This is a genomic window from Corynebacterium oculi (assembly GCF_001412105.1).
Taxonomy (GTDB): Bacteria; Actinomycetota; Actinomycetes; order Mycobacteriales; family Mycobacteriaceae; genus Corynebacterium; species Corynebacterium oculi.
The window spans coordinates 242,734-263,166 of sequence record NZ_LKST01000003.1; the positions used below are offsets into that span (position 1 = coordinate 242,734).

Annotated in this window: 23 protein-coding genes; 15 read left to right on the top strand and 8 right to left on the bottom strand. The window is 65.3% G+C overall.

The genetic code is table 11. The features are described 5' to 3' along the window. Positions 1–85: 85 nt before the first annotated feature. Complete coding sequence (rraA, locus tag Cocul_RS08580) at positions 86–583, top strand: ribonuclease E activity regulator RraA (RefSeq protein WP_055122867.1); 498 nt, start codon at positions 86–88, stop codon at positions 581–583. Here the strand turns inward: rraA and Cocul_RS08585 are convergent. After that, the gene (locus tag Cocul_RS08585; RefSeq protein WP_055122868.1) at positions 564–1,103 is read right to left on the bottom strand and encodes a ribonuclease FAU-1 family protein; all 540 of its coding nucleotides are present in this window, start codon (positions 1,101–1,103) and stop codon (positions 564–566) included. The genes rraA and Cocul_RS08585 overlap by 20 nt on opposite strands. Positions 1,104–1,207: 104 nt before the next feature. After that, positions 1,208–1,921, bottom strand: a complete 714-nt coding sequence (locus tag Cocul_RS08590; protein ID WP_055122869.1) for an Rv1157c family protein — start codon at positions 1,919–1,921, stop codon at positions 1,208–1,210. Between the two features lie 206 nt (positions 1,922–2,127). On the opposite strand from Cocul_RS08590, the gene typA reads away from it, so the two are divergent. From typA to Cocul_RS08625, 7 genes are all read left to right on the top strand, one after another. Further along, positions 2,128–4,041, top strand: coding sequence for a translational GTPase TypA (gene typA, locus Cocul_RS08595; protein WP_055122870.1), 1,914 nt, complete (start codon positions 2,128–2,130; stop codon positions 4,039–4,041). A 32-nt stretch (positions 4,042–4,073) separates the two neighbouring features. Continuing rightward, a complete protein-coding gene (locus Cocul_RS08600; RefSeq protein ID WP_150114428.1) occupies positions 4,074–5,654 on the top strand; it encodes an ABC transporter family substrate-binding protein in 1,581 nt (526 codons plus the stop codon). A 9-nt stretch (positions 5,655–5,663) separates the two neighbouring features. After that, the gene (gene mshB, locus Cocul_RS08605) at positions 5,664–6,551 is read left to right on the top strand and encodes an N-acetyl-1-D-myo-inositol-2-amino-2-deoxy-alpha-D-glucopyranoside deacetylase (RefSeq protein ID WP_055122872.1); all 888 of its coding nucleotides are present in this window, start codon (positions 5,664–5,666) and stop codon (positions 6,549–6,551) included. Further along, complete coding sequence (locus tag Cocul_RS08610; RefSeq protein ID WP_055122873.1) at positions 6,548–6,949, top strand: hypothetical protein; 402 nt, start codon at positions 6,548–6,550, stop codon at positions 6,947–6,949. The genes mshB and Cocul_RS08610 overlap by 4 nt, the downstream gene beginning before the upstream one ends. An 86-nt stretch (positions 6,950–7,035) precedes the next feature. After that, the gene (gene fdxA / locus Cocul_RS08615; RefSeq protein ID WP_055122874.1) at positions 7,036–7,359 is read left to right on the top strand and encodes a ferredoxin; all 324 of its coding nucleotides are present in this window, start codon (positions 7,036–7,038) and stop codon (positions 7,357–7,359) included. A 24-nt stretch (positions 7,360–7,383) separates the two neighbouring features. After that, positions 7,384–8,499 carry a succinyldiaminopimelate transaminase gene (dapC, locus tag Cocul_RS08620; protein WP_055122875.1) on the top strand — a complete coding sequence of 372 codons (1,116 nt, stop codon included), beginning with the start codon at positions 7,384–7,386 and terminating at the stop codon, positions 8,497–8,499. 76 nt (positions 8,500–8,575) lie between these two features. Next, on the top strand, positions 8,576–9,151 hold the full coding sequence (locus Cocul_RS08625) for a GtrA family protein (RefSeq protein WP_055122876.1): 576 nt from the start codon (positions 8,576–8,578) through the stop codon (positions 9,149–9,151). Here Cocul_RS08625 and Cocul_RS08630 read toward each other — a convergent pair. The 5 genes from Cocul_RS08630 to Cocul_RS08650 form a co-directional block, all read right to left on the bottom strand. Next, positions 9,148–9,630, bottom strand: a complete 483-nt coding sequence (locus tag Cocul_RS08630; protein WP_055122877.1) for a sulfite exporter TauE/SafE family protein — start codon at positions 9,628–9,630, stop codon at positions 9,148–9,150. The two genes, Cocul_RS08625 and Cocul_RS08630, sit on opposite strands and share 4 nt — an antisense overlap. Next, positions 9,627–9,866, bottom strand: coding sequence for a helix-turn-helix transcriptional regulator (locus tag Cocul_RS08635; protein WP_055122878.1), 240 nt, complete (start codon positions 9,864–9,866; stop codon positions 9,627–9,629). The genes Cocul_RS08630 and Cocul_RS08635 overlap by 4 nt, the downstream gene beginning before the upstream one ends. 144 nt (positions 9,867–10,010) lie before the next feature. After that, entirely contained in the window at positions 10,011–10,979 is a 969-nt protein-coding gene (gene dapD / locus Cocul_RS08640; protein WP_055122879.1) for a 2,3,4,5-tetrahydropyridine-2,6-dicarboxylate N-succinyltransferase, read from the bottom strand. Next, positions 10,976–12,361, bottom strand: coding sequence for an amino acid permease (locus Cocul_RS08645; RefSeq protein ID WP_055122880.1), 1,386 nt, complete (start codon positions 12,359–12,361; stop codon positions 10,976–10,978). Before Cocul_RS08645 ends, dapD begins: the two co-directional genes overlap by 4 nt. A gap of 30 nt (positions 12,362–12,391) precedes the next feature. Further along, complete coding sequence (locus tag Cocul_RS08650) at positions 12,392–13,777, bottom strand: amino acid permease (RefSeq protein ID WP_055122881.1); 1,386 nt, start codon at positions 13,775–13,777, stop codon at positions 12,392–12,394. Positions 13,778–13,903: 126 nt separating this feature from the next. On the opposite strand from Cocul_RS08650, the gene dapE reads away from it, so the two are divergent. From dapE to Cocul_RS08680, 7 genes are all read left to right on the top strand, one after another. Then, a complete protein-coding gene (gene dapE / locus Cocul_RS08655; RefSeq protein ID WP_150114429.1) occupies positions 13,904–15,055 on the top strand; it encodes a succinyl-diaminopimelate desuccinylase in 1,152 nt (383 codons plus the stop codon). A gap of 119 nt (positions 15,056–15,174) precedes the next feature. After that, the gene (locus Cocul_RS08660) at positions 15,175–16,077 is read left to right on the top strand and encodes an LOG family protein (protein WP_245622185.1); all 903 of its coding nucleotides are present in this window, start codon (positions 15,175–15,177) and stop codon (positions 16,075–16,077) included. Then, positions 16,077–16,928 (top strand): dihydropteroate synthase, encoded by an 852-nt coding sequence (folP, locus tag Cocul_RS08665; RefSeq protein ID WP_245622187.1) that lies wholly within the window; start codon positions 16,077–16,079, stop codon positions 16,926–16,928. The genes Cocul_RS08660 and folP overlap by 1 nt, the downstream gene beginning before the upstream one ends. Continuing rightward, entirely contained in the window at positions 16,925–17,710 is a 786-nt protein-coding gene (locus Cocul_RS08670) for a glucosyl-3-phosphoglycerate synthase (protein WP_055122883.1), read from the top strand. The genes folP and Cocul_RS08670 overlap by 4 nt, the downstream gene beginning before the upstream one ends. Continuing rightward, positions 17,707–18,009 carry a DivIVA domain-containing protein gene (locus tag Cocul_RS08675; protein WP_245622189.1) on the top strand — a complete coding sequence of 101 codons (303 nt, stop codon included), beginning with the start codon at positions 17,707–17,709 and terminating at the stop codon, positions 18,007–18,009. The genes Cocul_RS08670 and Cocul_RS08675 overlap by 4 nt, the downstream gene beginning before the upstream one ends. Positions 18,010–18,053: 44 nt before the next feature. Next, the gene (locus Cocul_RS11535) at positions 18,054–18,224 is read left to right on the top strand and encodes a DUF3117 domain-containing protein (protein ID WP_069723608.1); all 171 of its coding nucleotides are present in this window, start codon (positions 18,054–18,056) and stop codon (positions 18,222–18,224) included. 68 nt (positions 18,225–18,292) lie between these two features. After that, positions 18,293–19,165: a methyltransferase domain-containing protein gene (locus tag Cocul_RS08680; protein WP_055122884.1), complete on the top strand. Its 873-nt coding sequence runs from the start codon at positions 18,293–18,295 to the stop codon at positions 19,163–19,165. On the opposite strand, the gene Cocul_RS08685 is transcribed toward Cocul_RS08680, so the two are convergent. Then, positions 19,162–20,400, bottom strand: coding sequence for a hypothetical protein (locus Cocul_RS08685; protein ID WP_055122885.1), 1,239 nt, complete (start codon positions 20,398–20,400; stop codon positions 19,162–19,164). The genes Cocul_RS08680 and Cocul_RS08685 overlap by 4 nt on opposite strands. Positions 20,401–20,433 lie beyond the last annotated feature (33 nt).

Here is a 20,433-nt window from a genome sequence, read left to right on the forward strand (position 1 = left end):
TAACCGCGCTCAAGCACTGTTTTTACGTTATGGCCGCTGGTGCCCCACGGCCGAGTAAGAGCTTGAGAGAAGGATTGAGGAAACCATGACGCAGTTTATTCCCACCGCAGACCTCGTGGACATCATCGGGGAATCCGTGCGTAGCTGTGATACGCAACTCCGTACCATCGGGGGCCGCACGCAGTTCTGCGGCAAGATCACCACCATCCGGTGCTTCCAGGACAACGCCCTGGTCAAGCAGACTCTCAACGAGGAGGGCGAGGGCGGCGTGCTGGTGATCGACGGTGACGCCTCCGTGCACACCGCCCTGGTGGGTGATCTCATCGCCGCCGCCGGACGGGATCATCACTGGTCGGGGGTGATCGTCAACGGGGCCGTGCGCGATTCCGCCGTGATCGCGGAACTGGACTTCGGTTGCAAGGCCCTGGGCACCAACCCGCGCAAGTCCAGCAAGGACGGTACCGGGGAGCGCAACGTCACGGTTCACTTCGGCGGGGTGGACTTTGTGCCCGGCCACTACCTCTACGCGGACGCGGACGGAGTGGTGGTCACGGAGGAGCCGATCACTCCTCCGCAGCACTAAGCCGCACCTGAGGGGCCCAGGCGAGTTCTACCCCCTGGGCCCCGAGCCATGCCTGGGGATCCTCGCCGTGCCTGCTGGTTCCGGCCACGGCGGCCACGGTGGCGCGCATGGCAAGCTCGGCCTCCTCGGGGCCGATGAGCCCGGCGTGGGTGGCGGCGGCGAGTTCGTCGAGGTCAAGCACCTCTAGGGGAGCGGGAGGGTTGCTCACCAGATCCACGTACAGATCCCTGGTGTGCCACACCCCTGCCTCGTGGGTGATGCGGGCTACGTCGATGTAGAGGTGCTGCCGCGCCTCCACGCCGGGGCGGAAGTGAAAGATATTGGCGCGCAGGTTCCATTCCGGCAGGAGCCAGGATTCCAGGTAGCCAAAGCGCGGGTGGTTGGCCCCGCGCGCCATATAAAGGCCCCAGTCCGCGATCTCAAAGCGATCCACGCGGCGCTCAAAGCCCTTGGGGTCAATGTTGATCTTGGCCGCGAGGTCAAAGGTTTCCTGCTTGACGGGGTGGAGATCCGCTGTCATGGACGCTGATTTTACCGGCCCGTCACCGAGCGGGCAGCCGAGCCGCCGTGGCAAGGGGCCTCGGGGGCGTCGCTAAAGCGGAAGAAACCTTGCGGAAGAAACCCCTAGGCGGGGGTCGCGGCGGTGGCGGCGGGGTTCTTGGGGTTATTCACGATGCCCGCCGTGGGGGCGTAGGTGCAGGTGCCTTCCTCGGTGCTCACCGATCCGGCGATGACGGCCACGATCGTTCCCTTGCCGGTATCGGCGGTGGCGGAGAGGGTGGCGGGGCCCTGGGGGTTGATGCCGTGGTTGCCCAACGGCGTGGTGCCGGAGGCTAGGGTGTTGAGGTTGAACCAATGCACGGCCATGTCCTTTTGCTCCGCCGTGGCGGCCTTGGTGCCCAGCCCGGTAAAGAGGAAGGCGGTTTGTCCCTCGCCCGCGCCGGGGGCGGGGATCTGCGCGGGGCCGGGCACGCCGATGGCGGTGCCCACGGAGTTCATCTGCCCGCCGATGCAGTTACCGGCCACGGTGGGCCAGTAAAACTGCGCGATGTGGGGGGCGTTCTCCGGCAGGGGCACCGCTCCCTCGGAGTTCCCCGTGCCCTCGTAGAAGTCCGCCGCCGCGAGGATCGCGGAGGAGATGTCCTCGGGTAGCCAGGGCTGGGCGGCGAAATCGCGGGCCTGCTGCACCTGCTGCTGGCTGGGAAGGTAGAGGGGGCCCTCCGGCAGCGGCGGCACCGGCAGGGTAACGGCCCCGGCGGTGGGGGCGCTCAGCGCGAGGCCGAGCGTGGTGACCAGTCCGGTGAGGCCAGCGGCGAGGCGGCGGCGAGAGAGCAACACGGGGCGGAAACCTTCCGTCGGGGAAATCAACGAGTGTCACTCTAGTACCGTGGCGCTGTTTTGTCTCCCCGCCCTGGTCTGGAGGCTCTGGGGGCATACTGGGCGATACTGTGAGTAAGCGGAACGCCAAGGTGCGCCTGTGGCGTGCAGGGAGTAACCTTTCTTCAGTTCACATATTCCCTTTTTGTGCTAGGAGTACCCCCGTAGTGAGCCATCCAGAGTTCCGTAACGTCGCCATCGTCGCGCACGTGGATCACGGCAAGACCACCCTCGTTAATGCCATGTTGGAGCAGTCCGGCGTCTTTGGCGATCACGAGGAGGTGGCCGATCGCGTGATGGACTCCGGCGATCTGGAAAAGGAAAAGGGCATCACCATCCTGGCCAAGAACACCGCCATTCGCCGCAAGGGATTGGGCAAGGACGGCAATGACCTCATCATTAACGTCATCGACACCCCCGGTCACGCGGATTTCGGCGGCGAGGTAGAGCGAGCGCTGTCCATGGTGGACGGCGTGGTGCTGCTGGTGGATGCCTCCGAGGGGCCGCTGCCGCAGACCCGCTTTGTGCTGGGCAAGGCCCTGGCGGCCAAGATGCCCGTGATTATCCTGGTGAACAAGACCGATCGCCCGGATGCGCGGATCGACGCCGTGGTGGAGGAGTCTCAGGATCTGTTGCTGGAACTCGCCGCGGGCCTGGATGATCCGGAGGCCGCCGCAGCCGCCGAGCAGCTTCTTGATCTCCCCGTGCTCTACGCCTCCGGCCGAGAGGGTAAGGCCTCCACGGATAATCCCGGTGACGGTAACGTGCCGGAGGCGGAGGACCTTCAGGCGCTCTTTGACGTGATCTATGACGTCCTCCCGGAGCCCACGGCCACCCTGGACGGCCCCTTGCAGGCGCACGTGACCAACCTGGATTCCTCCTCCTTCCTGGGCCGCATTGGCCTGGTGCGCATTCATTCCGGCGCGTTGAAGAAGGGCCAGCGCGTGGCCTGGATTCACTACGACGAGGAGGGAAACCAGCACACCAAGGACGTCAAGATCGCGGAACTGCTGCGCACCGAGGGCGTGAACCGCGTGCCCACCGACGAGGTGATCGCGGGGGACATCGCGGCGGTCTCCGGCATTGATGAGATCATGATCGGCGATACCCTGGCTGACCTGGAGAACCCGGTGGCCCTGCCGCGCATCACGGTGGACGAGCCCGCCATCTCCATGACCATCGGCGTGAATACCTCCCCGATGGCGGGCCGAGGCGGCGGCGATAAGCTCACCGCCCGCCTGGTCAAGGCCCGCCTGGATCAGGAGCTGATCGGTAACGTTTCCATTCGGGTGCTCCCCACCGAGCGCCCCGACGCCTGGGAGGTTCAGGGCCGCGGCGAGATGGCGCTGTCCGTGCTGGTGGAGACCATGCGCCGCGAGGGCTTCGAGCTGACCGTGGGCAAGCCGCAGGTGGTCACCCAGACCATCGACGGCAAGTTGCACGAGCCCTACGAGATCATGGTGATTGACATTCCCGCCGAGCACCAGGGCGCGGTGACTCAGCTCATGGCGTCGCGTAAGGGCCAGATGCAGGCGATGGACACCACGCCGGGTTCGGATTGGATCCGCATGGAGTACCGCGTGCCCGCCCGGGGCTTGATCGGTTTCCGCACCACGTTCATGACGGAGACGCGCGGCACCGGCATCGCCAACTCCTATTCCGATGGCATGGACGTGTGGGCCGGGGAGATCAAGGATCGCCCCAATGGTTCCCTGGTGGCGGATCGCTCCGGGCAGGTTACGGCCTACGCCCTGACCCAGCTGGCCGATCGCGGCGACTTCTTTGTGGAGCCGGGCGCGGAGACCTATGAGGGCATGGTCGTGGGCGCGAATAACCGCGACGAGGACATGGACATCAACATCACCAAGGAAAAGAAGCTGACGAACATGCGCTCGGCCACCGCCGACGCCACCGTCACGCTGGCCAAGGCCCGCACCCTCTCCCTGGACGAGGCGATGGAGTTCTGCGGCGGCGACGAGTGCGTGGAGGTGACCCCGGACGTGCTGCGCGTGCGCAAGGTGGTGCTGGGTGCCACGGAGCGCGGCCGCGCACGGGCCCGGGAAAAGGCGCGCAACAAGTAACGCGAAGCCCGCGTGCGCTAGCTTGGGTTTGCGTGAGTCTCGTGAAAAAACAACAGCGCGCGTGGGTGGCGCTCACGGTGGGCGCGGCGTGCGTCGTGGCGGGATGCGCGGCGAATCCCAGCCCGCCCCCGGTGGTGGACACGGCGCAGGACACGGCCGCGCCCACCACCTCGGCGGTGGCGCGCTCCGCCCGGGAGGAACCCCAGCGGACGTCGATAAGCGTGGGCATTGACCCCCTGCGCAACGGCTTTAACCCGCACCTGCTGGCGGACTCCACCCCCTTTGTGGATTCCCTGGCGGATCTGGTGTTGCCCTCCGCCTTTGTGGCGGGTGACCCCAACCCTGACCTGGTGGTCTCCGCCGAGCAGATTGACCCCGCCCCCCAGGCGGCGCAGACGGTGCGCTACGTACTCACCCCGGAATCCCAGTGGTCCGACGGCACCCCGGTCAGCGGCAATGACTTCGTGTACCTGTGGCAGGCCATGCGCTCCACGCCGGGAGTGCGCGGGGAGGCGGGGTACCAGGCGATCGCCAACGTGCGCACCACCGGGGGCGGCAAGACCGTCGAGGTGGACTTCACCCGGCCCGTGGCGCAGTGGCAGGGCCTGTTCCGGCACCTGTTACCGGCGCATCTCATGCAGAACATGGGCTTTGACAGCGGCATGCGGGAGACCATCCCGGCCTCGGCCGGACGGTACATGGTGCGCACGGTGGATCGCGCCCGCGGCACCGTGGAGCTAAGCCGCAACGATCGATTCTGGGGCAGCGATCCGGCGGTGACGGAACTGCTCATCTTCCGCCCGGTGCGCGGCACCACCGAGGGCGCGGATCAGCTGCGCAGCCATCAGCTCAGCTACCTGGACATCACCCCGGCGGAGACCTCCACGCAGGCGTTCTCCCTGGTGCCGGAGAGCCGCGTGCACAGCATGACCACGGGCCGGGAACTGGCCCTCACCATGTCCGTTTCCTCGCCCACGCTTGCCGACGCCCCCCTGCGCGAGGCACTCTCCGCGCTGATCGACGCTCCCGCCCTGGCCCGGTTGGCGGCAGGGCGCAGCGCCGACCTTTCGGTACCGGAGCGCCGGGTGCCGGAGGCGCCGGAGGAAACGCTGGCGCTCCTGCGCGAGCGCTCGGCCGCCCAGCCGCTGCGCATCGCGGCGGACCCCACCGATAACCAGGCCGCGGCGGCCGCGCGTGGGCTAGCCGATAGCCTGGTGCGGCTGGGGGTGCAGGCCCAGGCGGTCAACGCCGACCTCAACGAGGCAGCAGCGCACTCCCTGGGCGAGGGGGAGGTGGACGCCGTGGTGGCCTGGCGGGCCAGCGAACCAGATGCGATCGAGGCCGCCAGCAGATACGCCTGCCCCGCCGACGCGGTGCGGGGGAGTAACCTCTCCGGGTATTGCTCCCCGGAAACCGAGGAGACGGTGGGCGCGGTGCTCGCCGGAGCGGAGGCGCCGGAAGCGCTGCGCGCGGTGGAAGAAACCGAGCACCTGAGCGTGCCGCTGCTGCGGGAAACCCGCCTGATGGTGGCCGGGCCGGAGGTGGAGGGCCTACCCGAGGCCCCGGAACAGTGGCAGGGTCTGGCCACGGCGGCACAGTGGAAGAAACGATGAGGAGGGCCCATGACGATGGATCTGCGGGGAAAGCGCGTGGTGGCGGTGCATGCCCACCCGGATGATGAGGCGATCTGGACGGGCGGCGCCCTGGCCCGGCTGGCGCGCCTGGGGGCGGAGGTCACCGTGGTTACCTGCACTCTGGGGGAGCAGGGCGAGGTGATCGGGGAGACCTACGCGTACCTGGTGGCCGAAGAAGCCGACCAACTGGGCGGGTTCCGCATCATGGAGTGGCAGGAATCGCTGCGGCACCTGGGGGTTCGGGGAATCTTTCTGGGCGGGGCCGGAAGATACCGGGACTCCGGCATGGCGGGAACCCCCGCCGCAGAGCACCCGCGCGCCTTCGTGTCCTCGGGGGCCGCGGCCGAGGAGGACCTCGCGGAGATCTTTGGCCGGCTGCGCCCCGACCTGGTTCTCACCTACGGCCCCGACGGCGGCTACGGGCACCCGGATCATATCCGCGCCCACCAGATCACGCACGCGGCCGCGCGGCGGGTCACGGTGCCGGGAATCCTCTGGGCGGTCACGCTGGAGGAGGAATGGCAGGCGGGTATGGAGGCCATCGAATCCATCCCCCCGGGCTGGCGTCCCGCCCGCCCGGGGGAGATCGCATCCGTGGAGCACGCGGATTTTGCCGTGGAGATGACGGAGACGGAGATGGCGGCCAAGGCTGCGGCCATGCGCGCGCACGCTACCCAGCTATGGCTTGCCGACGGCTCCACCAGCACCACCAACACCCACGCGGCCTACGCCACGCTGCGCCACCCCGGCCCCGCCGCCCAGGTCTTTGCCCTATCTAATCTCATCGCCCAGCCGATGACCTGGAAGGAGCACTACGTGGTGGGGCAGGGCAGCGCCGAGATCGAAGGCCAGCGCTGGTGGGAGGGGCGCGCATGAGCGAGCAGAACGAGCCGATTACCCGCACCGACTTCTCCCGAGGCGAGGCGGCCCTGGGCCTGATGTGGTTGGCGATCGCCGCGCTGGTCTCCGTGCTTCTGGAGGTGATGTACCTGGGCACCTGGATCATCCTGCCCGGCGGAACTAAGGTGCCCTTCCCCTACATGATCCTGGTGGCGCTGCTGTTTAATCGCGTGCTCAGCCGCACGGCGCTGCTGTGGACGCGCAACGCTGCCGTGGCGGGCATACCGCTGTGGACGTGGCTGCTGGGGTACGTGGCCCTGACGATGTGGGTGGCCGTGAGCGGGGATCAGCTGGTGGGCAATAATATTCGCAGCATGGCCCTGCTGCTGGCCGGAATGATCGGAGGCGGTTGGCCGCTGGTGCTGCGGAGGTGACATACTAGGCAGTTGTCACTGCGTTTCCGGCGCTGCCTCTGGCGGGGCGGCGCACGATTTCCCGTAACTGGAGTACCCGATACACGATGACTTATACAATCGCACAGCCCTGTGTGGACGTCATGGATCGCGCCTGCGTGGAGGAGTGCCCGGTGGATTGCATCTACGAGGGCAAGCGCTCCCTGTATATCCACCCCGACGAGTGCGTCGATTGCGGTGCCTGCGAGCCCGCCTGCCCGGTGGAGGCCATCTTCTACGAGGACGATGTCCCCGACGAATGGCTGGACTATAACGACGCCAACGCCGCCTTTTTTGATGACCTCGGCTCTCCGGGCGGGGCACAAAAACTCGGCCCCCAGGACTTCGATCCGCCCCTGATCGCCAACCTCCCGCCGCAAAACGCCGACTAACCCCTCTGTGAGAGAAGGCCCGCTATGACCCGCACCCCGCTGGGAAACACCCTCCCCGATTTCCCCTGGGACTCCCTGGCACCCGCGAAGAAGAAAGCCACCGAGCACCCCGAGGGGATCGTGAACCTCTCCGTGGGATCCCCCGTGGACGAGGTGGCGCCGGGCATTCAACTGGCCCTGGCGGAGGCCGCCGCCCGCCCGGGCTACCCCCAGACGATAGGTACCCCGGAGTTGCGCCGGGCGATAGTGAGTTCCGCCGCCCGCCGTTATGGGATCACCGACCTCACCGAGGCCGCCGTGCTGCCGGTGGTGGGCACCAAGGAGGCCATCGCCTGGCTCCCCACCGCCCTGGGCCTCGGCGCGGGCGATACCGTGGTGATCCCAGAACTGGCGTACCCCACCTACGAGGTGGGCGCGCTCCTGGCGGGTTGTTCCACCGCGCGCACCGACTCCACGGTGGCCCTCGGGCCGCAGACCCCGGGCCTGTTCTTCCTCAACTCACCCTCCAACCCCACCGGGCGGGTACTCGGCGTGGAACACCTGCGCAAGGTGGTGCAGTGGGCGCGCGAGCGCGACGTGATCGTGGCCTCCGACGAGTGCTACCTGGGCCTGGGCTGGGACGACGATCGCCCGCCTCTCTCCCTGCTGCACCCCGAGGTCTGCGGCGGCGATCACCGCAACCTCCTCGCGATCCACTCCCTCTCCAAGACCTCCAACCTGGCGGGTTACCGCGCCGGATTCCTCGCCGGCGATGAGCGGCTCATCGCGGAGCTGACCCTCGTGCGCAAACACGCCGGGCTCATGGTGCCCTACCCGATCCAGGTCGCCATGACCGCAGCCCTGGACGAGGACGGCCACGAGCAGGTACAAAAGCTGCGCTACGCCTCCCGCCGCGCCACGCTGCTGCGTGCGCTTATCGACGCCGGCTTCACCATCGAGCACTCCGAGGCGGGCCTGTACCTCTGGGCCACCCGGGGGGAGGACTGTTGGGACACCGTGGACTGGTTAGCCCAGCGTGGAATCCTCGTGGCCCCCGGCGCCTTCTACGGCCCGGCGGGCAAACAACACGTGCGAATCTCCCTTACGGCCACCGACGAGCGCATCGACGCCGCCGCGAACCGACTCAGGCTAGGTTCTTGAGGCCCCATGCGGCTAAAATAGATCGGTCACGCCCTACATACACCCAATTTTCTTGCGGAATCGAGGCCCGATCTCAGTGCACCCAGCCAGCTCTTCCGAGCGCCTTTCCCGGAACGTCCGGCAATTCCTCACCTTTGGAATCATCGGCGGCTCCGGCACCCTGGTGAACCTCCTGGTCACCGCGCTCTCCAAGAAGATCGCCGGGTGGACGGCCGGTATCTCCGAGCACGATGCCTTTTTGAATCTGCTGGGCACGCAATTTCATATCCGATGGTTCCACATCTTCATGGTGATCGGCTTCCTCTTTGCGAACACCTGGAACTACCAACTCAACCGCATGTGGACATTCCGAGGCGTGAACACCCGAAGCTGGTGGCGCGGATTCTTCCCCTTCCTCCTCACCGGGCTCAGCGCCCTGGTGGTGAGCAGCATCGTGGCCACCTTCCTCATGAACCCCACCTCGCCGTTTGCCCTGCCCTCCGATATATTCGACGACTCCACGGGCCTGCGCACCAAGTTCTACTGGGCCACGGCGATCTCCATCGTGGTGGCCATGCCGGTGAACTTCGTGCTCAACAAACTCTGGACGTTCCGCAGCAAGCCCCCGGCCGTGACCGTGGTGCAGGAACAAGAACCCGTGGCGCGGGTCTAATCCTCCTCGGACTCCTCTCCGAGCCTGCGATCAAGGGCCCTGCGATCCTTCTCGCGGCGCTCCTCGGAGCGCTTGTAGGCATAGTAGGTGCCAGCGAGGCCGCCGATGCAAGGGATGATGAAGCTAAAAGGATCTTTGGGCCAGCCAGCGCTTTGAAAGACCCCCACCACTATGGCACTAAAAGCGAGTAGTTGTAGAATGATTTCCTTTTGGGACGGCATTGAAGAACGGGGGCGAGGCGTGGATCTACGTAGCCACATCACACCAATAATCTGGGAAAATGCCATGGGTATGATGGCTAGGAGGCTTGCATAAGCGTAGTGTCCAGGCAATAACCACGCCAGTACGACGGCACTGCCTAGACAGAGCCAGTCGTTATAGGCCAGCGCCACGGTCGAGGACTTATGGAGCATGGCGCGCTCAAACTCATCATCGACCAGGTTCTCATTGCGCTGAATAACAAAGTCTGCGTAACTCATCGAGGGGTCTCCTTTGCTGGGGATTGGGGGGCTGCGGTTCCGCCAAAAACGTGTTCGACGGTCTGGTGGAGTTCGCGGCAGATCGCCAGGGCTAGGTGTACCGAGGGGGAGTAATTGCCGCGCTCGATGTTGGCGATGGTCTGCCGCGAGACGCTGACGCGCTGCGCGAGTTCCGCCTGGGAGAGTTCGTTCCACCGGCGATACTTGCGCACCAGGTTGGTGGGCGGGTCTGTCATGTTGTGCTGCCTCCTGCCTTAGATACAGGGCAAAGTGTAAATGATACTTGTCATTGTGTCTAGGGTAGTTCTGCTGTGTGGAGATGAAAAAGGCTGCCTCCTGGTGGGGGATCACCGGGAGGCAGCCGTGGGGCGCGCCGCGTTTTAGTTGGCGTGCAGTTCCTCGTTGAGGGAGACGGAGGAGGTGTATGGCGTGGCCTCTACCGCGCCGGAGACGGAGTTCCGGCGGAAGAGTACGCCGGAGGCTCCGGACAGGGAGGAGGCCTTCACGGAGGACCCCTCTTCCACCCCCGCGGCCTGGGCCACCGCGCCAAACACAGAAACCTTGGTTCCGGCCGTGACGTAGAGGCCGGCCTCTACCACGCAGTCATCGCCAAGGGAGATACCTACACCGGCATTAGCACCCAGTAGGCAGCGCTCACCGATGGAGATCACTTCCTTGCCTCCGCCAGAAAGGGTGCCCATGATGGAGGCACCGCCGCCCACATCGGAGCCGTCGCCCACCACCACGCCGGCGGAAATGCGGCCCTCCACCATAGAGTTCCCCAGGGTGCCCGCATTGAAGTTCACGAACCCCTCGTGCATGACGGTGGTGCCCTCCGCGAGGTGAGCGCCCAGGCGTACGCGGTCGGCGTCGCCAATGCGCACGCCGGTGGGAACCACGTAGTCCACCATGCGCGGGAACTTGTCCACGGAGTACACGGTCACCGGGCCGCGAGCGGCGAGGCGGGCGCGCACCATCTGGAAATCGGCGGGAGTGCAGGGGCCGTAATTAGTCCACACCACGTTGGCCAGCAGGCCGAAGATACCGTCCATGTTTTGCCCGTGAGGCCGAACGAGCCGATGGGAAAGCAGGTGGAGGCGCAGGTAGGCGTCGTAAGCATCGGCGGGGGCTTCGTCCAGGGAAGCGATGCGGGTTTCCACCGCCACGCGGGCCACGCCGCGATCCTCGTCCGGGCCGGTGAGGGCGGTGAGGTGCGCCGGGGCCTCATCGAGGCGGTCGGTGCCCGCCGTCAGCGGGGTGTCGTGCAATTGGGGGGCGGGGAACCACACGTCAAGCACGGTGCCGTCGTGGGTGAGGGTTGCTATTCCTTGAGCTGAAGCAGAAGTCATGCCTTTGAACCTACCTGAGTAGAACCCCGGTTCGTGAGAAAGGACAGCACAATGAGCGCGGCCATCATGATGAGCACGGAGAAAATCTGCGCGCGGGAGCCGTCATCGAAGAGCATGAGCACCACGAAGGCCAAGAGCGCCGCAATGGTGGCCCAGCCCAGCCAGGGGTAGCCCCAGACCCGCACGGTAGTGATCTCCCCGCTGCGCTCTAATTGCGGGTGGAGCTTGAGGTAACTAGCCGCCACCATGATCCAGATGACGATGAGAATGCCGCCCACGGCGTTGAGCAGGAAGTCCAGCAGCCCGGTGGGGTTCCACCACTGCAAGCCTACGGAGGCAAAAGCGAAAACCATGGAAAGCAGCACGGCGTTAAAGGGCACGTTATCCTTGCTGAGTTTGCCCAGGGCGGCCGGGGCATTGCCCTCAGAGGCCAGGGAGTAGGCCATGCGAGAGCTGGCGTAAATCTGCGCGTTGAAGGCGGAGAGCAGGGAAACCACAATCACGGCCTCCATGAATCCCACTACGCCGGGAATATCCGCGATCTTGAGCACCTGGGTAAAAGGCGATTCCGCAGCGGTTTCCGCCGCATTAATGAGCGCGGTGGGAAGCAAGAACGTGATGACCAAAACGGAACCCAGGTAAAACAGGCCGATGCGCCAGAGGGTAGAGCGAATGGCGGTCTTGATGGCCTGCTGCGGGTCTTCCGATTCCGCCGCCGCGATGGTCACAATCTCGATGCCGCCAAAGGCAAAGGCCACGGCAAGCAGCCCCGCCGCCAGCCCGGGAATCCCGTGGGGCATGAAGCCACCATCGCCGAGGAAGTGCTGGGTGCCCACGAAGTCATGGCCGGGGAGGAGACCGAAGATCAGGAGAACCCCCAGAATGAGGAAGAGGATAATCACGCTGACCTTGATGAAGGCGAACCAGAACTCGAACTCGCCAAACCCGCTCACCTTGGCCAGGTTAATCACGGCAAAAAGGGTGACGCAGACGAGCGCCGGTATCCAGGGATCCACCCCAAACCAGGAGGCCATGATGGCGGCGGCGCCGGTCATTTCCGCGCCCAGCACCATAATCATCATGAACCAGAAGAGCCACCCCAGGGTGAAGCCAGCCCACGGGCCAAACGCGGCGCGGGCGTAGGTGGCAAAGGAACCGGGGGCGGGTCGGGCGGCGGCCATCTCCCCGAGCATGTACATCACGGCCATGACCACAGCCCCGGCGATGATGTAGGCGAGAAGGATCGAGGGACCGGCGGCGCGGATACCCACGCCGGTGCCTAAGAAGAGTCCGGCGCCGATGGCAGAACCGAGCCCCATCATGGTGAGGTGCCGGGTTTTGAGCCCGCTCCCCAACTGCGTGGCGTCATTCTGAGTAGTCATGAGTGATCCTTTTGCTGCGAGTTGCCTACGTTAGTGATGATCGGTTCCGTTTAATGTAGCCGGTCGGCGCGTGAGAAACGCTATCGCCAAGATGACGCCGCAAATGACCAGCACGGCATATACCTGCGTGCGGGCGGCGGCGTCGGCAAGCATAAGCGCCACGATGGCGGCCACGGAGAGGAGCGTGCCCCAGGCCGCCCACGGGTAGCCCCACATCTGGACCCCTGAGATTTCCCCGTTGCGTGCGAGCTGCGGGTGGAGACGCAGATAGGAGGCGATGATGGATACCCAGATCACCACCAGGCAACCGCCCACGGCGTTGAGCAGGAAGTCCAATAATCCGGTGGGATTCCACCATTGCAGGCCCACCGAGACGAAGGCGAAGAACACGGAGAGCAGAAGAGCCGGGGTGGGTACCTGGTTGTCTCCGGTGCGCGCGAAGATCGCGGGGGCGTCGCCACGCTTGGCCAGGGAATAGCACAGGCGTGAGGAGCCGTAGAGCTGCGCGTTGAAGGCGGAAAGAAGGGCGACGACGATCACTATCTCCATGAAGCCCACCACGCCGGGAATCTGTGCCTGTTCCAAGACCAGCGTGTAAGGGGAATCCGCGGCGCTTTGCGCCCCGCCCAGGGTGTCAAAGGGAAGAAGAAAAGCGATGACGAGCACCGAACCGATATAGAAAATACCGATGCGCCAGATCACGGAATTAACTGCTGTGGTGATGGATCGTTGCGGGTCCTCGGATTCGGCGGCGGCGATGGTGACCATCTCGATGCCGCCAAAGGCAAAGGCCACGGCGAGCAGGCCCGCCGCCACCCCAGACCAACCGTGCGGCATAAACCCGTGCTCGCCCAGGAAGTGCTGGGTGCCCACGAAGCTGTGGCCCGGCAGGCCCCCGAAGATCAGCAAGGCACCGATGACCAGGAAGGCGATGATAACCGCCACCTTGATGAAGGCGAACCAGAACTCAAATTCTCCAAAACCCCGCACCGAAAGGAGATTGACGGCGGCGAGAATCACCACGGAAACGAGGGCGGGAATCCATGCCGGAACCCCAAACCAGGAGGCCATGATGGCGGCGGCGCCGGTCATTTCCGCGCCCATAATCATCACCATCATGAACCAATACAACCAGCCCACGCTAAATCCGGCCCATCGGCCAAAGGCCTGTTCTGCATAGTCGGAAAAGGAACCAGAGGAAGGGCGCGCGGCCACCATTTCCCCGAGCATGCGCATGATGAGCACGGTGATAATGCCCGTGATGAGGTAGGCAATGAGCACCGCGGGCCCGGCGGTGCGGATTCCCACCCCGGTGCCCAAAAAGAGCCCGGCGCCGATGGCGGAACCTAATCCCATCATGGTGAGGTGTCGGGTGCGCAGGCCGTGGCCCAGGCCGGTGTTTATCGAGGCGGACATGCACAAACTGTATAACTGCCGCGTGACCGTCTCCCACCGGGTACCCCCTTTTGTTCGATAACGGGGGAGGAACAAGGGGGTGAAAAGGCCGACGCGTGTCCCACCCGCCCTCTACCCTCGATGGGCATGAACGCTTCACCAGATTCCCCCGCCCGCCTCAATCTCACTGGCGATCCCATCGCGCTCACCGCGGCGCTCGTGGACATCGCGAGTCCCTCGCACCAGGAAACAGACATCGCGGACGCCCTGGAAAAGGCCCTGCGCACCACCCTGCCGCCCGAGGTAGAGGTGCTGCGCTACAACAACAATGTGCTGGCCCGCACCCACCGTGGGCTGGGGTCACGGGTGATTCTGGCGGGTCACCTTGACACAGTGCCGCTGGCGGATAACGTTCCCCACCGTAGGGGGGAGGACGCCCAGGGGCGCGATACGCTTTTTGGCTGCGGGACGGTGGACATGAAGTCCGGCCTGGCGGTCTATGCCCAGGCCTTTGCCACCCTGGCCACGGCGGAGAACCTGCGCCATGATCTCACCTTTATCGCTTATGAGGGGGAGGAGGTGGCTACGGAGTTCAACGGTCTGGGGCATATTGAAAAGGAGTACCCGGAGTGGCTACGCGGCGATCTCGCCCTCCTGGGCGAGCCCTCCGGCGGCGTGATTGAGGCCGGGTGCCAGGGGTCTATTCGGTTACGGGTGCGGGCTACAGGTACCCGTGCGCACTCGGCCCGGGCGTGGCTGGGAGATAATGCCGTGCACCGGCTCAGTACGGTGTTGGGAAGGATTGCTGACTATACCCCGCGTGAGGCCGTGGAGATGGACGGGTGCGTGTATCGCGAGGGCCTCAACGTGGTGCGCATGGAGGCGGGCGTGGCGAACAACACGATTCCCGACGACGCATGGTTCTTTGTCAACTTCCGCTTCGCTCCCGACCGCACCAGCGAGCAGGCGATGGAACATCTGCTTGAGGTTCTAGGAATCGAAGGGGAAGAGAATCTAAGCTATGAGGTCGATGACGTGGCGGGTGCCGCCGCGCCGGGGCTGAGCGCTCCGGCGGCGCAGGATCTCGTGCAGGCCGTGGGGGGAAGGGTAAGAGCAAAATACGGTTGGACTGACGTGTCTCGCTTTGGGCAACTGGGGATCCCCGCCGTGAACTTTGGTTGCGGTGATCCCGGGTACGCCCACAAAAAGGATGAACAGTGCCCGGTGGAACAGATCAGTGCGGTATCCGAGGTGCTGCACAGGTATCTCACGGGTGAGCCGGGAGACGAAGCGGCGTAGATGGCCGGAGTACCCGCGGTGCAACACGGGTGCGTGTCCCATGCGATCACCACATGGAAAAGACATATCGGCTAGGTTCGGAGGTTGTGTCAGACAAGATGGAACAAGTGCCTTCTCAGATGAAAAATCTTGACCCCGCTGATGAGTTCTCTGCCCCCTCGCCTGCCTCGCCCCGTGCTGGGATGAAGGAGGAGAACGCGGAGAACGGAGCGAAGGGGGAAAGCGCGGGGAAGCACGGCGGGAATAAGGGGGAAAGGCGCACCCTGCGCGGCCCGCTCTTGCTGCGCTCCACGGGGGATCAGGAATCCACCTACGATCAGCGTCTTTTAGAGCTGCGGGCAGATCATGATTGGATGCATGCCGATCCCTGGCGGATTTTGCGTATCCAATCGGAGTTTGTCTCCGGCTTCGATGCCCTGGCCGATCTTCCCCCCGCCGTGAGCGTTTTTGGTTCCGCTCGCGTGGCTAAGGATCATCCGTATTACTCCCTGGGAATGGAGCTGGGGGGCGCGCTGGCCAAGGCACGCTATGCGGTGGTTACCGGCGGTGGGCCGGGCCTGATGGAGGCTCCGAACCGTGGCGCTCAGGAGGCCGGTGGGTTATCCGTGGGGCTGGGCATTGAGTTGCCGCACGAGCAACACCTCAACGAGTGGGTGGACGTGGGGTTAAACTTCCGTTACTTCTTTGTACGCAAGGTGATGTTCCTCAAGTATTCCCAGGGGTTCGTGTGCCTGCCGGGCGGGTTGGGCACCCTGGATGAGCTTTTTGAGGTGCTGTGCATGGTGCAAACCGGAAAGATGAGCAATTACCCCATCGTGCTCATGGGCACGGAATATTGGGGTGGCTTGATCGAGTGGATAAGGCATCGCCTGGTCGAGGAGAAGATGATCGCTCCCGATGACGCCCATCTCTTCCTGGTCACGGATTCCGTATCCGAAGCCGTGGAGCACATTCGCAGGGTACATGGTGAGGTCGCGGGCGTGCCCCCGGAGGCCGGTGCGAGGCGGGGAGACGGAAAATAATGAGCCGCACGGAAGGCACCCCGGCTATTCCGCAGGTCATGGCGATCGTGAATTGCACTCCGGATTCCTTTTATGACAAGGGCGCCACGTATCGGCACGAGGAGGCGTTGGCGCGCGCGGAGGAGATGCTAGAGCAGGGGGCCTCGATCATCGACGTCGGCGGTGTCAAGGCGGGGCCGGGGCCGCTCGTGGACGCGCGGGAAGAATCCCGGCGGATTATTCCGGTGATCGCGGAGCTGCACCGTAGGCACCCCGCGGCCCTCATCTCCGTGGATACCTGGCGCGCGGAGGTCGCTGCGGAGGCCATCGCGGCGGGCGCCGGGCTGGTGAATGACACGTGGGCGGGCGCAGACCCAGAGCTCGTGGAGGTGGCGGGCGCGCACGGGGTGGGCTACGTATGCTCGCATACGGGCGGGGCCACGCCGCGCACCCGCCCGCACCGGGTGCATTATGACGACGTGGTGGCCGATGTGATCGCGGAGACCACGGCCTTGGCCGAGCGCGCCGTGTCCTGTGGTGTCCCGCGGGAAAAAATCTTCATTGACCCTACCCACGACTTCGGCAAGAACTCCTTTCACGGGTTGGAGTTGCTGCGTCGGGTAGAGGAATTGGTGGGTACCGGCTGGCCGGTGCTCATGGCACTATCAAACAAGGACTTTGTGGGGGAGACGGTGGATCGTCCGGTGCGTGAGCGGGTGGCGGGCACGCTTGCGGCTACCGCCTGGGCCGCTCAGCACGGGGTGGCGGCATTCCGGGTGCACGAGGTGGCGCAGACCCTGGACGTGATCCGCATGATCGCGGCCATCCAGGGGTCGATGGCCCCGCTATCCACCATGCGAGGTTTGGCATGAGTGCGCGGGACGGGCTCGATCACGTGAGTGTGGTGATACCGGCGCTCAACGAGGAGTCCACGGTGGCGCGGGTGGTGCGCGCGGCTTTGGCGGATCGGCCAAGGGAGGTGCTGGTGATCGACGCGGATTCTCAGGACGCCACTGCGCGGCGCGCCGCCGAGGCCGGGGCCACGGTGGTGAACTGGCGGGAGGCGCTCCCTGAGGTGCCCCCGGTGCCGGGCAAGGGAGAATCACTGTGGCGCGGGGTGGCGGCCGCGAGCGGGGAGATTGTGGTGTTCCTGGACGCGGATCTCACTGCGGTGGAGCCCGGCATGGTGCGGGCGCTCAGTGGCCCCTTTGCCGACCCTCGCGTGCAGATGGTGAAGGCGCGTTATGTGCGTGCCCTGCACGGGCAGGAGGGCTCGGGCGGGAGAGTAACGGAACTCACGGCCAAGCCGCTCCTGGCCGCGTTGTTTCCGCACTTCAAGACCGTTCAGCAGCCGCTTGGCGGGGAGTATGCCCTGCGCCGCCGCGCCGCCCTGGAACTTCCATTCGTGGCGGGCTACGGGGTGGAGGCGGGGCTGCTTATCGACGTCGCCCGGCGTCACGGCAGTGAGGCCATCGCCCAGGTGGATCTGGGGGTGCGTCACCACAGGAATCGCCCGCTGGCCGAGCTCGGGCCGATGGCGCATGTGGTGGCCGCCACGATCCTGGAGCGCGCCGGGGTGGGGGAGACTCCGGTTCCCCAGCGCGCCCCGCTTTCTACCGTGTTGACCCCAGAGACGAGGAGCCCTGCCCCGTGACCTTTGTGATGTGGATACTGCTGATTGTGGTTTTGTGCGCCCTGACCGTGGTGGGCACCTGGGCCTGGGGCCGGATATTTGGGCGCGGCGAGGTAGATGGGCCGATGGTGGAGGGCGCCCGGGTGCGGGAGCACAACCAGGAGGCCCTAGATCGGGGTGACCTCGATGATGTGCGTTTTGACGTGGTGGTTCGCGGGTATCGTCCCGATCAGGTGGACGCCGTGATCGAGTCCTTATGGCAGCGCATTGAGTCATTGGAGGATAGGGCCGCCCAGCGAGAGCGGGTGGAAAGTGACTAGGCTTGTTGGGGTACCTGAAGAAAAATACAAGGAGCCTTGGTGAAATGGCAGCGATGAAGCCGCGTACTGGCGGCGGTCCGATGGAAGCCGTGGTGGAAAACCGCAAGATCGTGATGCGTATCCCCTCGGATGGGGGCGGAAGGCTCGTGGTGGAAATGACGCGGGAGGAAGCCGCGGAGCTGGGAGAGCTGCTTAGTCAGGCCGCTGAGTCCTAAGAGAACCGTCACCCTATATCCTGTGGGAGGAATCACCCCACGAGTCCGGACAGGAGTAGCCGCCCCACATGCTGCACGATGTGATTGATGTTTTGGCCGATCCCATTGATGGGACGCCCCTGCGCGGGGTCGATGACTTTCGCCGCTTGGTATCCGAGTCTGGGCATAGTTATGACATCGCCCGGCAGGGGTACGTCACGCTCGCCGGGGGATCGGGGCTGCGCCATACCGGCGATGACATGGACATGGTGCGCAACCGCGAGACCTTCCTGAGCCGGGGTCACTTCGCGCCCTTCGTGGAGGCGGTGACGCACGCCGTAGACGATGCCCTCGACGCCGCCCGGGTGCCCGATGACGCGGAGCCCGTGATCTGTGAGGTCGGCGCGGGCACCGGATATTACCTCTCGCATACCCTCGATACCGTGGTGGGGGCGCGGGGCGTGGGGCTTGACGTATCCATGCCCGCCGCCAAGCACCTGGCCAAGTGTCACCCCAGGGTGGGGGCGGTGGTGGCCGATGCGTGGTCGCGCCTGCCGCTGCGGGATTCCTCGGTGGACGTGATTACTGTGATCTTTGCCCCACGCAACGCGGAGGAGTTCGCCCGGGTGCTCACCGAGTGCGGGGAGGCGGTGGTGCTAACCGCCGATACCGGCCACCTGGCGGAGTTGCGTGAGCCGCTGGGCATCATTGACGTGGAGAAGGGCAAGGTGGATCGCCTCATCGAGCAGGCCGCCGGGCACCTTGCGCCGGTGGCGGAGCCCCGCACCATCGAGTTCCCCATGACGCTCGATCAGGATTCCATCGCGGCGCAGATCGGCATGAGCCCCTCGGCGCGGCACATTGAGCCGATGGAGTTGCAGCGTCGGATCGCCGCCCTGCCCCCCACGATGACGGTCACGGCCCGCGCCACCATCACCCGCCTGGGCCGGGTGGCACGCTAGAAACTAGAGGAGCCGCCGCCCCCGGCGAAGCCACCGCTGAAGGTGGTATTCACCGTGGTGGTAGAGGTGGAGGAACTGGTGGCGGTATCGCTGAGATACCAGCTCTGCACCAGCATGAAGGGAACAAAGGAATGCACCCCGTAGCCCGGCCGCCACTGGGAATCACCCAGCTGGGGAACGCGGTGCGTATCGGAGGTTTCGGCAATGTCTGTGTCCCGTATATCGCGGATAACCTCGGCGTAGTCGCGGAGCAGGGCTGCGTAGCGCTCGGGGAAGTCCTCGCCGGAGAGATCGGCGCGTAACTCCGCGGCGCGGCGGGAAAGGCCTTGCACCCGTGAATCCTTGGCGTGGTCGAGGGCGCCCTCAATATCCTTTTCCAGGCGGATCACCTCCGCCTCGCGCGCGGTGACATCGCCGCGCTCGATCTTGGCCAGGAGCGTGATCTGTTGGCTGGCCCGGCGCAGGGAAACCATGAGCGAGTGGGCTCGGGCGATGTCCTTGCTGTGGTGGCGGAATTGCTTATCGGAGGCCCCGGAAGAGAGCCCCCAGGAATCAATCTCCTGGGGGAGGGCGGAAAACCGCGTGGTCAAGGTTTCCCAGCGTTGCCGCAGGTCGTCGGAGGCCAGGGGAGAACTCAGCCCGCGTAGTTCCTCCGTGCCGTGCGGCACGGTGAGCGCCAGGTGCGCGTAGTCCGAACGCAGCTCCGCATAGCGGGTCTTGGCGGTGCGGGTGCTTCTGCGGCGGAAAAGACCCAGGAGCAGCGCCCCGAGGCCGGTCACGCCGCCCGCGATCGCCCCGAGGATTGGCCACGAAACGCCTTCGTCATCCACTGGCCCGGCGGCGGCATCGAGACCATCCAGGAAACCCTGGGCTATATCCTCCTCCCCGAGAGCGGGGCGCATGGCGGAGAGGGCGGACTCAAGGTGGGAATGATCGTTAAGATGAAGATCCTCGCACACCTGGTCGGCGCAGTAGATGCCCATGGATCGGTCGGTCATGTCGGCGGCCACGATGAGGCTGCCCGGAGCCCAGGTACCTCCCGCGCCACCGCCCTGGGGCAGCAGATCAGGCCGATGTTCCTCCGTCCAGTCCACCAGGGCATCGTTGAAAGGGGAACCCAGGTGATCCACCACCACGTAATTCACCTGGGCCACAGAGTCCGGCAGACCGATGTCGGAGGTTTCGGATTCCAGGCGTTGGGTATCGTTGGCGGCGAGGTGCCGGGTGGGGGTCATCAATGCGCACGAACCCCTCGGCGGCGCTCGCCG

Excerpts from the sequence above, each read along its gene's own strand:
- rraA (WP_055122867.1), top strand. The coding sequence starts at position 86 with ATGACGCAGTTTATTCCCACCGCAGACCTCGTGGACATCATCGGGGAA.
- folP (WP_245622187.1), top strand. The coding sequence starts at position 16,077 with ATGAGCCGCACGGAAGGCACCCCGGCTATTCCGCAGGTCATGGCGATC.
- Cocul_RS08680 (WP_055122884.1), top strand. The coding sequence starts at position 18,293 with ATGCTGCACGATGTGATTGATGTTTTGGCCGATCCCATTGATGGGACG.
- Cocul_RS08635 (WP_055122878.1), bottom strand. The coding sequence starts at position 9,866 with ATGACAGACCCGCCCACCAACCTGGTGCGCAAGTATCGCCGGTGGAAC.
- dapE (WP_150114429.1), top strand. The coding sequence starts at position 13,904 with ATGAACGCTTCACCAGATTCCCCCGCCCGCCTCAATCTCACTGGCGAT.
- Cocul_RS08660 (WP_245622185.1), top strand. The coding sequence starts at position 15,175 with ATGAAAAATCTTGACCCCGCTGATGAGTTCTCTGCCCCCTCGCCTGCC.
- Cocul_RS08610 (WP_055122873.1), top strand. The coding sequence starts at position 6,548 with ATGAGCGAGCAGAACGAGCCGATTACCCGCACCGACTTCTCCCGAGGC.
- Cocul_RS08685 (WP_055122885.1), bottom strand. The coding sequence starts at position 20,400 with ATGACCCCCACCCGGCACCTCGCCGCCAACGATACCCAACGCCTGGAA.
- Cocul_RS08670 (WP_055122883.1), top strand. The coding sequence starts at position 16,925 with ATGAGTGCGCGGGACGGGCTCGATCACGTGAGTGTGGTGATACCGGCG.
- fdxA (WP_055122874.1), top strand. The coding sequence starts at position 7,036 with ATGACTTATACAATCGCACAGCCCTGTGTGGACGTCATGGATCGCGCC.
- Cocul_RS08585 (WP_055122868.1), bottom strand. The coding sequence starts at position 1,103 with ATGACAGCGGATCTCCACCCCGTCAAGCAGGAAACCTTTGACCTCGCG.
- Cocul_RS08650 (WP_055122881.1), bottom strand. The coding sequence starts at position 13,777 with ATGTCCGCCTCGATAAACACCGGCCTGGGCCACGGCCTGCGCACCCGA.
- dapC (WP_055122875.1), top strand. The coding sequence starts at position 7,384 with ATGACCCGCACCCCGCTGGGAAACACCCTCCCCGATTTCCCCTGGGAC.
- dapD (WP_055122879.1), bottom strand. The coding sequence starts at position 10,979 with ATGACTTCTGCTTCAGCTCAAGGAATAGCAACCCTCACCCACGACGGC.
- mshB (WP_055122872.1), top strand. The coding sequence starts at position 5,664 with ATGACGATGGATCTGCGGGGAAAGCGCGTGGTGGCGGTGCATGCCCAC.
- Cocul_RS08645 (WP_055122880.1), bottom strand. The coding sequence starts at position 12,361 with ATGACTACTCAGAATGACGCCACGCAGTTGGGGAGCGGGCTCAAAACC.
- Cocul_RS08630 (WP_055122877.1), bottom strand. The coding sequence starts at position 9,630 with ATGAGTTACGCAGACTTTGTTATTCAGCGCAATGAGAACCTGGTCGAT.
- Cocul_RS11535 (WP_069723608.1), top strand. The coding sequence starts at position 18,054 with ATGGCAGCGATGAAGCCGCGTACTGGCGGCGGTCCGATGGAAGCCGTG.